Source organism: Actinomycetes bacterium (assembly GCA_024222295.1).
GTDB lineage: Bacteria > Actinomycetota > Acidimicrobiia > Acidimicrobiales > Microtrichaceae > JAAEPF01.
This window is the reverse complement of record JAAEPF010000033.1, coordinates 191,449-206,224: the sequence shown is the minus strand read 5'-3', so window position 1 is coordinate 206,224 and position 14,776 is coordinate 191,449. Positions and strand designations below refer to the sequence as shown.

General features: G+C 70.1%; 13 protein-coding genes. 6 read left to right on the top strand and 7 right to left on the bottom strand.

Annotated features, from left to right (window positions below):
• Window positions 1-43 precede the first annotated feature (43 nt).
• The 4 genes from GY812_12195 to GY812_12180 are packed head-to-tail and all read right to left on the bottom strand — an operon-like array spanning window position 44 to window position 4,336.
• Window positions 44-682 (bottom strand): hypothetical protein, encoded by a 639-nt coding sequence (locus GY812_12195; GenBank protein ID MCP4436238.1) that lies wholly within the window; start codon window positions 680-682, stop codon window positions 44-46.
• Window positions 682-2,181: a hypothetical protein gene (locus GY812_12190; protein MCP4436237.1), complete on the bottom strand. Its 1,500-nt coding sequence runs from the start codon at window positions 2,179-2,181 to the stop codon at window positions 682-684. The genes GY812_12195 and GY812_12190 overlap by 1 nt, the downstream gene beginning before the upstream one ends.
• Window positions 2,178-3,674 carry a hypothetical protein gene (locus tag GY812_12185; protein MCP4436236.1) on the bottom strand — a complete coding sequence of 499 codons (1,497 nt, stop codon included), beginning with the start codon at window positions 3,672-3,674 and terminating at the stop codon, window positions 2,178-2,180. Before GY812_12185 ends, GY812_12190 begins: the two co-directional genes overlap by 4 nt.
• Window positions 3,671-4,336, bottom strand: coding sequence for a carboxylate--amine ligase (locus GY812_12180; protein MCP4436235.1), 666 nt, complete (start codon window positions 4,334-4,336; stop codon window positions 3,671-3,673). The genes GY812_12185 and GY812_12180 overlap by 4 nt, the downstream gene beginning before the upstream one ends.
• Before the next feature lie 89 nt (window positions 4,337-4,425).
• On the opposite strand from GY812_12180, the gene GY812_12175 reads away from it, so the two are divergent.
• On the top strand, window positions 4,426-5,676 hold the full coding sequence (locus GY812_12175) for a hypothetical protein (GenBank protein ID MCP4436234.1): 1,251 nt from the start codon (window positions 4,426-4,428) through the stop codon (window positions 5,674-5,676).
• 75 nt (window positions 5,677-5,751) lie between these two features.
• On the opposite strand, the gene GY812_12170 is transcribed toward GY812_12175, so the two are convergent.
• On the bottom strand, window positions 5,752-6,144 hold the full coding sequence (locus tag GY812_12170) for a hypothetical protein (protein ID MCP4436233.1): 393 nt from the start codon (window positions 6,142-6,144) through the stop codon (window positions 5,752-5,754).
• A gap of 106 nt (window positions 6,145-6,250) precedes the next feature.
• Here GY812_12170 and GY812_12165 point away from each other — a divergent pair, with 106 nt between their 5' ends.
• The 5 genes from GY812_12165 (at window position 6,251) to cofH (ending at window position 12,850) form a co-directional block, all read left to right on the top strand.
• Window positions 6,251-6,628: a hypothetical protein gene (locus GY812_12165; GenBank protein MCP4436232.1), complete on the top strand. Its 378-nt coding sequence runs from the start codon at window positions 6,251-6,253 to the stop codon at window positions 6,626-6,628.
• Between the two features lie 58 nt (window positions 6,629-6,686).
• Window positions 6,687-7,733, top strand: coding sequence for a hypothetical protein (locus tag GY812_12160; GenBank protein MCP4436231.1), 1,047 nt, complete (start codon window positions 6,687-6,689; stop codon window positions 7,731-7,733).
• A 110-nt stretch (window positions 7,734-7,843) separates the two neighbouring features.
• A complete protein-coding gene (tkt, locus tag GY812_12155; protein ID MCP4436230.1) occupies window positions 7,844-9,823 on the top strand; it encodes a transketolase in 1,980 nt (659 codons plus the stop codon).
• An 82-nt stretch (window positions 9,824-9,905) separates the two neighbouring features.
• Entirely contained in the window at window positions 9,906-10,412 is a 507-nt protein-coding gene (locus GY812_12150) for a helix-turn-helix transcriptional regulator (protein ID MCP4436229.1), read from the top strand.
• Between the two features lie 68 nt (window positions 10,413-10,480).
• Window positions 10,481-12,850 (top strand): 5-amino-6-(D-ribitylamino)uracil--L-tyrosine 4-hydroxyphenyl transferase CofH, encoded by a 2,370-nt coding sequence (gene cofH, locus GY812_12145; GenBank protein ID MCP4436228.1) that lies wholly within the window; start codon window positions 10,481-10,483, stop codon window positions 12,848-12,850.
• A 23-nt stretch (window positions 12,851-12,873) separates the two neighbouring features.
• Here cofH and GY812_12140 read toward each other — a convergent pair whose 3' ends face one another.
• Both GY812_12140 and GY812_12135 read right to left on the bottom strand, forming a co-directional pair.
• Window positions 12,874-13,986 carry a hypothetical protein gene (locus GY812_12140; GenBank protein ID MCP4436227.1) on the bottom strand — a complete coding sequence of 371 codons (1,113 nt, stop codon included), beginning with the start codon at window positions 13,984-13,986 and terminating at the stop codon, window positions 12,874-12,876.
• Window positions 13,986-14,735 carry a hypothetical protein gene (locus GY812_12135; protein ID MCP4436226.1) on the bottom strand — a complete coding sequence of 250 codons (750 nt, stop codon included), beginning with the start codon at window positions 14,733-14,735 and terminating at the stop codon, window positions 13,986-13,988. Before GY812_12135 ends, GY812_12140 begins: the two co-directional genes overlap by 1 nt.
• Window positions 14,736-14,776 lie beyond the last annotated feature (41 nt).

Sequence of the window (14,776 nt, the reverse complement as noted above, 5' to 3'; positions counted from 1 at the left end):
GTAGCATGCCGGAGGCGGCACGATTCCGTCATCGGGTCCACCCTCAGTCGTTCCAGTCCAGCCGCCCGGCGATCAGCTCCCGTTGCTCCTCCAGGAAGGATTCGAGCAACGAGCAGCGATTCGAGGGATCGTCCTCGCCGAGAAGCCGTTGACGGTCGAGCGTGGCCAAGGGTGCGAGCAGGGCCAGTTGCCAGAGCCGCTCCTCGGGGTCAGCCGCCAGCTCGAGTTCGACAGGCCACGGCTGGGCGCCCGCACGGGCCGCCAGGCCGCCGACCTCCCGCGCCGCCGTGGTCACGGCCTCGGCCCGATTCCGGGGATCCTCGTCGCCGCTCCAGGCGATGGCCGGCGCCGGCTCGACTACCGCTCGGGGGTACGGATCCTCGGCCAGCCAGTCGACCACGCGTACCCTCCGCACCCCGATCACGGCGATCAGGCTGCGACCGTCATCGGTGTCGGCCTGGCTGACGATCCGCGCCACACACCCGACGGTGGAACGGACGTCGCCGCCGCCCACCTCGCTGCCCCGCTCGATCATGGCCACCACGAATTCGGCGGGGCTTTCCTCGCGCAGGTCGAACAGCATCACCCTGTAGCGGGGCTCGAACACCTGCAACGGCATCAGCTGGCCGGGCAGCAGCACGGTACCGAGCGGAAACGCCGCCATCTCGACCCGCTCGACCATCAGGCGCCCTCGGGTGGCAAGGGGCCGGCCTGTTCGAGGGGTGGGGCCACCGGCTGGTCCAGCAGGGCTGTGAGGACGCGTGACTGCAGCGCGATGTCGTCGGCGTTGACGCGCCGGTCAGAGGTGTTGGTCACGATCTCGAAGTCCAGCGTGGCGCCGGGCCTCGTGACCAGCCAGCCCGACAGGGCCGTGACCTCATTGAGGGTGCCGGTCTTGGCGCGAAGGCGCTCGGCCCACTCGTCGCCGGGGAAGCGGTCAGCGAGTGTGCCCGGTTGGCCCGGGACGGCCAGCCCGGCGGCGAACCCACCGTCGGGGCCTTGGGAACGCAGCACCGATGCCAGGAGCTCGCAGGTGACCAGGTTGGTGGATGACAGCCCCGAGCCATCGGTGACGTTGGCACCTGAAACCGCCAGGCCCTCTGCAGCCGCCCAGTCGGCGACCGCGGCGGCACCGGCAGCCGTGGACCCCTCGGCGGACACCTCCAGCCCGATCTCCTTCAGCAGCAACTCCGCAGTCGTGTTGTCCGAGTAGCGCAGGATCTGGCCCGCCAGGGCCGACACCGGCAGGGATGGCACCGAGAGCAAGGTCTGTGCGTCAGCCGGTGCCACGCCCGATGCGGGAAACGCCCCGAAGGTGACGCCCCGTTCGCTCAACAGGGTGGCCAGCGCAGCCGCGGCGTTGGCGGCGGGGTCGGGCGCAGGGCCACCCGGACCCTCGCCGGTGATCGGGTCCACCTGCCACCCGTCGTTGACGAGCAGCGCCGACAAGGGAGCCACGGTGCCGCCCGCCAGCCATCGCTCAGGCCAGCCCGGCAGCGAGCGCTGTGTGTCGTAGCGCGAGTCGTCGCCTATCAGGGCTCCGGTGACGGCTGTGATCCCGGCTGCCACGACCTGATCGGCCATGGCCTCGAGGTTGGTCTCGGGTTGGGGGCCGCCGCGCTTGCGCCCTTGTCCGGCATCGGAGGTGATGAGTGGGTCTCCCCCGCCCACCATCCACAGGTTGCCTTCGAGCACGCCGTTGACCGGCGGTGCCGCCGCGCGGAATTCCGTGCTCAGCACGGTGTCATCGCCGAGGATCTCCGCAGCGGCGACTGCGGTGAGCAGCTTCTGGTTCGACGCGGGCACGAGCGGCAGCTCGCCGTTGACCACGTACAGGGTCTCGGTGCCGTTGCCGACCTCCACGCACGTACCGGGCGGGGCGGTCGCCACCACCGGCTCGACCGCTGCCACCAGTGACCGATTGGCCATCAGTTCGGTGGTCCACTGCGGCACCCTGCGCGCTGACAGCACCGGGGTCCCCGGCGTCGCCGACGCCTGACTGGGTTCGGGTGGGTCGACGGCCGCCGTGGTGTCGATGATGTACGCAGCGGTCCCCGCTCCCACCGCAGCCAGCAGCGCCACCACCGCAGCGAGGGCCGCTCCCCTTCCGCGGCCTCCTGCAGCACGGGCAGGCCGCTTCACCTCAGTCGGTTTGCCCGCAGGGGTTGCGTCGGAGCTCAAGGGGCGCGCCGCTGCAGGAAACGCGAGCGCTTCACGAGGTGTCCGAGTGCCGTCACCGCCCGGTCGGCCGATGGGTAGCAAAGGCGCCCGGCCGAGCGCACTGCGGCGGGGCCCGCATTGTCGGGGAAGGCCACCGCGAGTTCGGTTGCTGTGAGGATCGGCTTGCCGGTGGCGTCGGAGATCTCCGCGGCCGCCGAGGCGAACCGGGCATCCTGGCGTTCGTGGTACGCCACGATCCGCTGGATGCCCCAGGTGTCGTCGCCCTCCGGGCCGTGGTAGCCACCCTCGCGCAGCATGCGCGCCTGGTTGGACTGGATGCCCAGGCCCAGGTGGATGATTGCGTCCACCCCGTCGTGCGCTGCGATCAAGCCCAGCACCTCGGGGATCGTGTCACGGGTCTCGCCCCCTGCGAGGTCGACCGGGTTGCTGCGGCTCCAGCGTGGAGGCAGCAGCTTGTCGATCTCGGCGCGCAGGTCATCGGGCAGGTCCACCAGCGCGAGGTCGCGGTGGCGCGTGATCGCGTCCGCGGTGACCACTCCCCAGCCGCCGGCGGTGGTCATCACCACCACGCGGTTGCCCCGCGGTGACGGCTGCGTGGCGAACGTGGCGGCAGCCTCGAAGGCCTCCTCGACGGTGCCGGCCCGGGTGACTCCGCTCTGGCGGCACATGCCCTCGAATGTGCGGTCATCGGTGGCCAGTGACCCCGTGTGGCTGGCCGCGGCCCTGGCGCCGCCCGCCGTGGCGCCTCCCTTCATGATGACCGTGGGCATCTCGGCTGCAACCCGGCCAAGGGTCTGCGCCACCGAGCGACCGTCCTCGATGCCTTCCATGTAGGCAAGGGCGACGGTGGTGGCCGGATCGTGGCTGTAGAAGTCGAGAAGGTCGGCGACGGTGGTGGCCGATGCGTTGCCGGCGGAAACCGCCCGAGAGATCCCGACGCCGGTCGCACACGACCAGTTGAGGAAGCTCGACACGAAGTTGCCCGACTGACTGGCAACCCCGATCCCGCCAGCAGGTGGGTATGGGGCGACGATCTGGGCGCACAGCCGTGCGGGGGTGCTAACCACGCCCTGTCCGTTGGGTCCGACCAGCAGGATGCCGAGCTCTTCGCAGAGCGCCACCAGTTCCTGTTCGGCCTTGCGGCCCTCGTCGCCTGCCTCGCCGTACCCGGCCGTTGTGAGGAACGCCGCTTTCACTCCCTTGGCGGCTGCGGATCGCAGCAGGCCTGGATTGGCTGCGGCCGGGGTGCACACGAACATCAGGTCGACATCGCCGTCGGGCAGGTCGTCGATGGACGTGAGGCATTCGATGCCGAGGACGCTCGCGCCGTCGCGGTTGGTGGCGTAGACCTTCCCCGCGTAGCCGCTCGCCAGGATGTTGTGCAGGCTCACGAATCCGAACTTCCCGGGGTGGGTGGAGGCGCCCGCCACCACCACGCCGCGCGGTTCGAAAAGGGCTGCGAAGTGCTGCGGTGTGTGCACGGAGTCGTTCACGACGCCTCCTCGAGTTCCACGAGGGCGTCGACCGCCACCGGCCGCCCGTCACTGATGATCAGCGGGTTGAGATCCACCGACAGGATCGTGGCGCCGTTCGAGGCGGGCGCTGATATCGCCTCGGACAGGCCGGCCAGCACCGCGACGAGGGCTTCACGGTCAACAGCCGGCTGGCCCCGGAACTCCCCTAGGATCGCCTGGGACTGCAGGTCCTCGATCATCTCGTTTGCGTCGACGTCGGTGATCGGCGCCAGGCGCACTGACACGTCGGCCACCGCTTCGGCCAGGACGCCTCCGACGCCCAGGAGCACGGTGGGCCCGAACTGCTCGTCGGTGGAGGCGCCGGCGATCAGTTCGCGGTCACCGCCAACCATCGGGGCGATGAGGACGCCGGTGGCGTTGTCCTCGTCCCGGGCGGCGGCGAGCAGGTCTGCGGCAGCTGCGGCCACGTCGTCGGCGTTGGACAGCCCGAGGCGCACGAGACCGCGCTCGGTCTTGTGGGCGATGTTGTCGCCGCACAGCTTCGCCGCCACCGGCATCCCGAGCCGGTTGGCTGCGTCGACCGCCGCATCGGGATCGGTGACCACCTCCTCGGGCGCGAACGGGATTCCGAGTGGGGCCAGCAGCGACTTCGATTCCGCTTCGGACAGCGTTCTTGGCATCCATGCATGCTACGAGCCGGCGAATCCCCGGCGGAACACCACATCTGTGCAACCTGTACGGTTCGTGCGGAATCGCGAAAGGAAGTCCGATGTGGGGGGTCATCGAGGGGTTCTACGGAACTCCGTGGACCTGGGAAGTGCGCGCCGAGGTGTGCCGGCACCTCGCGGGCCACGGCATGGACACCTGGATCTACGCGCCAAAGGATGACCCGCTGCACCGCGACCGTTGGCGCGAGCCGTACGGCGATGACTTCCTGGCGGACCTGTCGGGGATGGTCGACTCGCAGCCGATGACCGTCGGCTTCGCCGTGTCGCCCGGTCTCTCGCTGGATCCCGACTCCGATTCGGACCGCCGGGCACTGCTGGCCAAGCTCGAATCGGTGCAGGCGGCCGGGGTGCGCACCATGGGCGTGTTCTTCGACGATATTGCGCCCGTCGACGGACTCGGACTGGCCCACGGCCGCGTGACCGCATGGGTGCGCGAGCACCTCGACGCCGACATAGCGCTGTTCATGGCACCCCTGCACTACACGGGTACCAGCTCCGTGCCATACCTGGCGCAGCTGCACCGCACGCTCCCCGCGGAGGTGCCGGTCGCCTGGACGGGCTGTCACGTCGTCAACGACACCATCAGCACCGCCGACGCGCTGGCGTGGAGCAGGGCGATGGGTGGCCGCAAGCCGATCCTGTGGGACAACACGCCCGTCAACGACGCCCTCATGTCGGACCGGCTGTTCATGGCGCCGCTCTCCGGGCGTGATCACGACCTCCCCGATGTGCTGGGTGGCTACCTGGCCAACCCCATGGTCCAGGCCCGTGCTTCGCTGCCGTCGCTCGTTGCGGCCGCCGCGTGGCTGCGGGGCGAGGACCCGGCCGCCGCGTTCGACGCGAGCCTCGGTGAGGCGGCGCTGTTGGCCGAATGCGTGCACCCCCGCCGCCTGGATGCCCTGGCGGACCGAGCGGTCGGCGCAGATGCCGGAGCCATTTCAGAGTTGACGAGCTTCTTCGCCGACGCCGTGTCCTGTGGCGACTCCGGACTCGGCGACGACGTCCGGCCGTGGGTCGACCAGGTCCGCGCCGAGGCCGGGGTCGCGCAGCTCGCGCTCACAGTGCTCGCGGACCCCGCCTCCAAGCGTGCCGGCCAGGCCGCCCTGGTGCTGCTGATGATGTGGCCACCGCTGCGCAGGGCCAAGGTCTCGGTATTCGGGGGACGAGGTGGTGTGCGTCCGGTCATGGGCCAGGACGAACGAAGCGAGTGGGTGCCCACCGGTGACTGCCTGACACCGCCGCGAAACGTGGTGGACCGCCTCGTCGAGGCCGCGTTCGCGGTCCTCCCCTGAGGCTGCGCGGTCCTCTCCGGGGAAGGTCCCGCCGGACGGTCAACCGTCGACAGGGCGATTCCGCGGCGATGGCGGTCAGACCCGGGCGAGGGCGCGGGCCGCGATCACTACGCCGTCGTGGTTTCGGACCAGGCGATCGGGCACGACCAGGTCGAGCCGGTGCGGGCACTGCTGGGCCACCAGGTGGCTCACGATGAACAGCTTGCCGGCGGTCGGCTCGGGCAGGCCCTTCACCTCGCCGTACTCGGTGTGCACCAGCGGCACTTCGCCTCCTGCCAGGCGCATGTCCCTGATCACGTCGCGGACTTCGGCGCAGCGTGCGACGCCGGTCGATGGGATCACGTGCTCGGTCTCCTCGAGGATGAGGCAGATCTCGTGCGGACACAGGTTGACCAGCTCGTCCGCGGCATCGAATGGATCGGGTGCCGTGCGGACATCGCGCGTGCTGCGGACCGTTGGCGTGTCCATCCGTCTCCTGTCGGCACCGTCGCATCGGAATCAAGTGCCGTGTGCATGCCCGGGGGCCGGCCGGGCCGTCGTGCGGTCGCGTGGCGCCCTGGGGTAGACAACGAGGATGCAGATCGTCGCAGCCTTGTTCGCCGAGGACCTCGAGGTTCGCCAGGTGGATGGGCCCTCGACGCGCCTCGATATCGGCGGGATCAAGTTCTCCGAGGTCGCGGAGTTCCCCGCCACCGTCGAGCCGCACCTCTTCGTGATCGTTCGCTGCGCCGCGGGTGAGTCATCCGATGCGGTGCTGGAGGTGAAGTTCATGCGGGGCGACGAGCAGGTTGCACGCAATGTGCAGCCGCTGCAGGTCGAACCAACCAGGTTCGCCTACCGGCTCGTACGGGCCGAGCTCGACTTCGACGGCCCGGGCACGGTCGAAGCCCATTGCTCGATCGACCGGGGTGAACCCGTGATCGTGCCCTTCTCGCTCATCGAGGCCGCCTGAGGTGGCTCCACCTCCGCAGCCGGGTCCTCGGGCGGCGGTGGCCGGCTCCGTGCATCCCGTGCCCGCCCATGCGGTGGCAGAGTGCGCCGGTGCCCTGATCGAGCGCGGGATGTCCTGCGCCGACGCGCTGCTGGTGATCTGTAGTCCTCCGTTCGCGGGTGCAATGTGCGAGATCACCACGACGCTGGCCGAGGTGCTGGGCTGTGGCCAACACCTCGGGGTGGTCGGCGAGTCGGTCGTGCTGGGCGGACGCCTGGCCGAGGGCACGCCTGCGCTCGGCGTGCTGGCGGTGAGGGACGCCGACGCCCGCGTGGCCAGCCTCGGCGAGAGCTCCTCCTACGTCGGTGCTGACGCGACCGCCACAGCAGTGGTTCTCTGGGATCCCTTCTCCGCGTCCGAGGACGTGGTGGCGGGTTGTGGTCTGCAGGGTTCCGTGGTCGGCGGAGCGCTGGCGGCCTCCAGCACCGCCGGTGGGAACCGGCTCGTCGTCAACGGCGTCGAGAACCGCGACGGGGCTGCTGTGCTGGCCATCGGCCACCGTGGGGACGCGGTGGTGGTTTCCGACGGTTGCACGCCCATGGCTGCCCCGATCGCTGTGACGGCCGTGAGTGGCACCAGCATCACCGCGCTCGGAGACATGCCCGCCGCCGAGTGGCTGGAAGCGGCTGCAGGATCCGCCGATACCGGACTCGTGGACGGCGCGGTCGAGCTGGGCCTGCGTCGCTGTGACCCGCGGGGCGGTGCAACAGCGCCGATGGTTCCCGTGCGGCGTACAACCTCGGGTCTGCAGCCGGCCGTCGACTTCGAGGTGGGCGCGGTCGTGCAGCCCGTGGTGCGCTCCGCAGCAGCGGCGCAACGTGAGCTCCCGGAGTTGCTCGGCGACGCCGGCACACACGAGGCGATTCTCACCCTGTGGGATCCGGCGCGGCCGCGTGGCGTGGATCCACACGCGGAGGCAGCGCTTCTGGCCGAGGCCAGCCTGGGCGACGACATCGGACTCGCGTGCGGCGCCGTCGTTCACCTGGAAGGCCATGCCGGCCGGGGTGACCCGCAGGCGTCGCTCGCCGGCCGGGGGGCCGCAGCGATGCTCTGCATCTCGGCCTGAGCCGCGCGCGACCCATGCGCGACGGTTGGCGTGGCGGCCACCTCGGCGGTCGTTAGCATGCCCAAGGTCGGACCTGCCGGGCCGACCACCGCACAGAGAGTGGAGAACTGATGGCTTCAGCGCAGGGCGAGACCGACATCGAGGCGCTCGGGATCAACGTCATCCGCGGGCTCGCGATGGATGGCCCGCGGGCTGCCAACTCGGGCCACCAGGGAACCGCCATGGCGCTCGCCCCGCTGGCACATGTGCTGTTCACGAGGATTCTGCGTTACGACGCATCGGCGCCCCACTGGGCCGACCGCGACCGTTTCATCCTCAGCCCCGGCCACGCGTCGATCCTGCTCTACTCGATGCTCCACCTGACCGGCTACGGACTCACGCTCGAAGACCTCCGCCAGTTCCGCCAGTGGGGATCCGCCACACCTGGCCACCCGGAGGCCGGGCACACCGCCGGAGTCGAGGTGACCACCGGACCGCTGGGGCAGGGCTTCGCGAACGGCGTCGGCATGGCGATGGCCGAGCAGTCACTGCGCGAGCGCTTCGGCACAGAGGTGTCCGACCACCACATCCACGCAATCGTCTCCGATGGCGACCTCGAGGAAGGTGTGTCCCACGAAGCGGCGTCGCTCGCGGGCCACCTGCGTCTCGGCCGGATGGTGTACGTCTATGACGACAACCATGTGTCGATCGACGGGCCCACCGAGATAGCCCTCACCGACGACCCGGTGAAGCGTTTCGAGGCCTATGGCTGGCACGTGCAGGACCTCGGTGAGGCTTCCGAGGACCTCGACGCCCTCGAGGGCGCGATCCGAGCGGGAATGGATGAGCAGGAGCGCCCGAGCCTCGTGATCATGCGCAGCCACATCGGTTATCCGTCGCCCACCCACACCGATGACCCCGCAGCTCACGGCCTCGCGTTCAGCGAGGAGGACATCGCCGAAACAAAGGCTGTCATGGGCATTCCCGACGAGCCCTTCTGGGTGCCCGACGAGGTGCTCGACTACTACCGCGAGGCCGGCCGCCGGGGCTCGGTTGCGCGCACCGACTGGGAGCAGCGCAGCGCGGTCGCCCTCGAGGGCCGGGAGGCCGAATGGGACGCCACAATGGCCGCCCGCCCGGTCGGCGCGGACTGGGATTCGGACCTGCCCACCTTCGGCCCCGAGGATTCCCCGGCGACACGGGCCGCCAACCAGAAGGTGCTGGCAGTGGTCGACCGCCACGTGCCCGGCGTTCTCGGTGGCTCCGCTGACCTCACGGGCAACACGGGCACGAAGCTTCCCGATGCCGATGCACTGGAGCCGGAGACCCGCAGTGGCCGCCAGGTGCACTACGGCATCCGTGAGCACGCGATGGGTTCCGCCATCGTGGGCGCGGCCAAGCACGGCGGTGTGCTGCCCATCTCGGGCACCTTCCTCGTGTTCTCGGACTACATGCGTGGCGCGGTGCGCGTCGCTGCGCTGTCCAAGGCCAAGTGCATCTTCGTCTGGAGCCACGACTCGGTTGGGGTCGGCGAGGACGGGCCCACCCACCAACCGATCGAGCAGGTGATGTCCCTGCGGCTGATTCCGGACCTCACCGTGATACGTCCGGCCGACGGCAACGAGGTGGCCGGCGCATGGAAGGCCGCCGTCGAGGGCAACGGCCCGGTGGCGATGATCACCAGCCGCCAGGCGACGCCCACCCTCACCGGCTCGGCCGAGTTCGCCCGCGAGGGGGTGGCAAATGGTGCCTACGTGCTGCAGGGTGACCCCGGACCGGAGGTGGTGCTCGTCGGAACCGGCACCGAGGTTGCCGTGGCCGCCGAGGCGGCCGACCAACTGCGCTCTGACGGCCTCGCGGTGCGGGTGGTGTCGATGCCTTCATGGGAACTGTTCGACGCCCAGAGCGCGGACTACCGCGAAAGCGTGCTGCCGGCCGGCGTGCCTACGGTGTCGGTCGAAGCGGGCGTGACCACCGGTTGGCAGCGGTGGGCCCAGGCGAGCATTGGAATCGACCGCTTCGGAGCGTCGGCACCCGGCTCCCGGGTGCTGGCCGAGCTGGGAATCACGGCCGACGCGGTGTCGGCGGCTGCTCGCGGCCTGCTGGCCTGAGGGCAAGCCTCACGGGCATGACCAGGTGGTTCGGATAGTGAACTGACTGAGTTCGGAATCCGAACCTTGTTAGGGTGCCGCCGTGGCTGCCAACCCGATACCCGATTCCGACACGTCTGAACCGGCCTGCTCGATCGCTCGCTCCCTCGACGTGATCGGCGACCGCTGGTCGATCCTGATCCTGCGGGACACATTTCGCGGAATCCGCCGCTTCGAGGAGATCCGCCGGGACCTGCACATCCCGCGCGCCGTGCTGTCGGAGCGACTGCACAGTCTCGTGGGCGAGGGCGTGCTGGAGAAGCGCCGCTACATGGAGCATCCGCCCCGTTATGAGTACCGGCTCACCGAGATGGGCCGTCAACTCTCCCCCGTGCTGGTCGGGCTGATGCAGTGGGGAGACCGTTGGCTGAGCGAGGGTGGGCCCCCCACGGTGCTGGTCCACGAACCCTGCGGCACCGAGGTCGACCTCGGCTTCCACTGCGAGTGCTGTGACCGCGAGTTCGGACCCACCGAGATCGCCGGACACCCCGGCCCGGGAGCGTCGCCCGATCGCGTCGAGGTCGGCGTGGCCCAAGGGACTGCCCCATGAACACTCCCCCGCCAGCCGCGCTCACCTCCGCACCGCCCGCTCGCCCGAGCGGCGTCGCCGGTGCGGCCATGAGCGTCGAAGAGGCGCTCTCCTGTGACCAGGCAGAACTCGCAGCCGTGGCGCGCGAGGTCCGCGATGCCCGGTTCGGAACCCGGATCACGTTCTCTCCGAAGGTGTTCATCCCCCTCACGATGCTGTGCCGCGACCGTTGTGGCTACTGCACGTTCGCGCAGCCGCCGGCACGGCTCGATGCGCCGTTCCTCGAGCCCGACGAGGTGCTGGCCATCGCGCGCCGCGGGGCGCGGGCGGGCTGTCACGAAGCACTGTTCACCCTCGGCGAGGCACCCGAGCAGCGCTACCCGGTGGCAGCATCCTGGCTGGAGAGTCACGGCTACTCCTCCACCGTCGACTACCTGGTCGACATCGCCGGTCGCGTCCTGCGCGAAACGGGGCTGCTCCCACATGCCAACCCGGGGGCACTTGGCTCGTCCGAGCTGTCGAGGCTGCGCTCGGTCGCTCCGTCGCAGGGCATGATGCTCGAGACGCTGCGTGACGACCTCGCATGCCACCGCGGCGCACCCGACAAGTCCCCGCAGCGACGACTCGAGACGCTCGAGGCCGCCGGCGAGCTCGGCATCGCCTTCACCACCGGCATCCTCGTCGGCATCGGTGAAGGCCGTCGTGACCGCGCCGAAGCGTTGGCGGCCATCGCCGATTCGCACCTCCGCCACGGCCACGTGCAGGAAGTGATCGTGCAGAACTTCCTGCCGAAGCCGGGTACAGCCATGAGCGACCACCCGCCGTGCCCCGACGACGAGTTCCATGATGCGATCGCCCTGGCCCGGGTGCTGCTGCCCACCGACGTGCACCTCCAGGCACCCCCCAACCTGAGCGAGGACCTGTCACCGCTGTTGCTCGGCGGCATCGACGACTGGGGCGGTGTGTCGCCCGTGACCGCCGACCACGTGAACCCGGAGCGGCCCTGGCCGGCGCTCGAGGCACTTCGAGCGGCCACCGAGACCGGTGGGCACACGCTGGCCCCGAGGCTCACCATCTACCCGGAGCACGCACTCGACCCCGCGCGATGGCTGGATGACGACCTCCGCTTCGCCGTCATGGACCGCAGCGACGCCGAGGGCCTCGCGCGCGACGATCCCGGTTCGGTGTTCCCCGAGAAGACCGCCGAGGCTGCGAAGGCCAAGGTGGGCGACGGCGCCGAGGGCGTGATCATCGGTGACCGCTCGACGCAGTGGTATTCCGGGGCGACCACGGCTCCGATCGAACTGGTGAAACCGCGGAAGGCGGCGCTGAGCGTGGTCGAGGCCCGCCCGACGCTGCGCGGCCCGGTGATGGATGTTCTCGAGGGTGTCGCAATGGGCCAGGAACCCGGTGAGGAGGAGCTCGTGACGCTCTTCACCGCCCGGGGGCGCGAAGTCGCCGAGGTGGCCGCGCTGGCCGACGACCTGCGCCGGCGCATCGTGGGCGACGAGGTCACATGGGTGGCCAACCGCAACATCAACTACACCAACGTGTGCACCTTCAAGTGCAGGTTCTGCGGTTTCTCAAAGGGGCCGCTGAGCCTCAACCTGCGCGGCAACCCCTACCTCCTCACCCTCGACGACATCGCCGGCAGGGCCGCAGAGGCACAGGATGCGGGAGCCACAGAGGTATGCCTGCAAGGCGGGATCCATCCCGATTTCGACGGTGACTACTACGTGGACGTCACGAGAGCCGTGTCGGAGGCGGCACCGGGGATCCACATCCACGGGTTCACCGCCCTGGAGGTCACCGAGGGCGCCAAACGCCTTGGCGAGCCGCTTGGCGACTATCTGCGCAGGCTCATGGATGCCGGGCTGCGGTCGCTTCCCGGCACGGCTGCCGAGATCCTCGACGACGAGGTGCGCGCGGTGCTCTGCCCCGACAAGGTCGACACCGCAGAGTGGCTCGACGCCCACCGCACCGCGCACTCCGTGGGGCTTCGCTCCAACGTCACGATCATGTTCGGATCCATCGAACAACCCCGCAGCTGGGCGCGCCACCTGCTGGTCACCCGCGACCTGCAGCGCGAGACCGGCGGCTTCACCGAGTTCGTGGGCCTGCCGTTCGTGCACATGGCATCGCCGATCTACCTGCAGCGCAAGGCCCGTCGCGGACCGACGTTCCGCGAAGTACTCCTGATGCACGCGGTGGCCCGCATCGCGTATGCGGGTGACATCGACCACATCCAGGGGTCATGGGTGAAACTCGGCATGGACGGCATGCGCCAGCTGCTGCTCGCCGGCGCCAACGACCTTGGCGGCACCCTGATGGACGAGAACATCTCGCGTGCAGCTGGAGCCGAGCACGGCACGGAGGTCGGCGAGCCGGACTTCAGGGCACTGGTGCAACCGCTCGGCCGCACACTGCGCCGGCGCACCACACTGTATGGGCAGCCCTGATCAGCGGCTGCCTGCAGCGTCGCTCAGGCAGCGCAGTCGCCCATCACCCAGGGCCCACCCGCTGCGGGCGGTCCCGCCGTTCTCACACAGCCCGCAAGGTCGTCGTGCTGCAGCACGCCGGCAGTGGAGGGCAGGATTAACACTGTGGCCGGCGTGTCGTCCAGGAACTGCACGATCGAGCGGTTGTTGTGAAGCACTGGGTCCGGATTGTCCGGATCCGGGGGGTCGATGCGCACAGCTTCCGCCGGAGCGTCGCCGTCGGGATCGAAACTCCAAGTGCCGGCCTCCGGCTCTCCGTCCGCCAGCGTGGCCAGCACGGGTGTTCCCGGTGGTTCTGGAACCTCGACGTCTGCGGTGAAGGTGTTGACCTCCCCGCCGCAGGTCGAGATCTCGACGGTCACTCTCTGTGGGCCCGATGCTGCGAAGCGCAGCGCGCCGGAGACGGTTCCGGTAGCCCCGGTTCCACCGGTGCAGGGCCCGTCCACTGCCCAGTCTGTGGCGGCCGTGGGACCGCCGATCCCGTCGACTTGGATCCTGGCCGTGGCCACGGTGCCTTCCGGCAGGTCGGGGTCGGCCCAGTTGACCGAGACCATGCTCACGGATCCGGCGGGCGCGCTGCTGACCACGATCGCGTCAACGGTGAGGGGTAGATCGGGAGTTGCGGTGGTGGGAGGGGTACTGGGTGACAACGGCGGGGCCGCAGGCCCGGCGGCGGGTGGCAGTACCGGCGTCCTGCCGGAGCCGCCGGAGAAGCTCGGCGCCGGGGTGGTGACGCCGGCAATGGTCGGCACCGTGGTCACCGGGATGGTCGTGGGTGCGGGCACGGCCGTCAGCACCGTTCCAGAGCCGGGAGCTGCGGTTTCGGCGCTGTCAGCGTCGGAGTCGGACGACTCCTCGTCGTCGGATTCCTCTGCACTGGAGACGACCTCCTGGGGATCCTCGGAGCCGGTGAGTGCAAGGGCGGTTCCTCCCGCCGCGACCACCAGCGCAACTGCGGCGGCACCGAGCCAGCGCACGCGGCGCGTGCGGGCCGCCAGCACACCGACCACGTACTCGCTGACACCCCGGGCATCGGTGCCGGGCACGGCGATTCCGCTCAGCACATCGTCGAGGGTGCGGGTGCCGAACCGGTCCATCAGGCGACCTGCCCCGGACTCGGGCGCCCCTGGCTCTCGGCGAGCCGACGACCGATTCGCGACAGCGACGACTGCAGCTCGTCGGGATCGATTCCGAGCAGCGAACTGGCATCCTCCGTGGTGACCGACGCCGCCAGCACGGCGTAGCCGACCTGGCGGTCGGTGGCGCGGGAAGCCGCCAGACTGTCCTGCAGCACTGCGTGCGGTACGAGGCCCATCGGCGCCAGCGCCTCGGGATCGCCATCGGGACCCAGTATGGATTCGAGGTCGACTCCTTCGGCAGGGGAAGCCGAGCCGGGGTGGGCCACGAGCGCATCCATCGTGAACTCGGCGACCCTTCGCATCACGGCCCGGGCCGACTCGTCGTCATCGGAGATGCGTTTGCGGGCGCAGTCGGCGAGGGCGCGCATCACCAGCTTGCGGGCTTCCTCCCGGCCCTCCGGGTCGGTGCCTGCAGGGGCGAGCGTGCGACATGCGAGACCCATGGCCGGGTCCAGGCAGCGCTCGACCATCGCGTCGACCGCCGCGCGACGCTTGTCCGTGCCGCGCAGCGGGCTGGCATCGGCAGGCGGCAACGGCGCGACGAGGTCGATGTCATGCTGGGCGCCATCCCCGGCCAGAACACCGTCGATCGGCGCTGCTGTGGGCATGTCGGGCCGCGCCGCCAGGGGCGCGTCGAAGTCTGCGGGGGGCATGAAGGCCTGTCCGCCCGCCCCCGAGACCTCGATGGAGTCACGGGCCTCTGCCATGGCGACCCATTATCGCCGCGCAGTGCCCGGATTCCCACCAT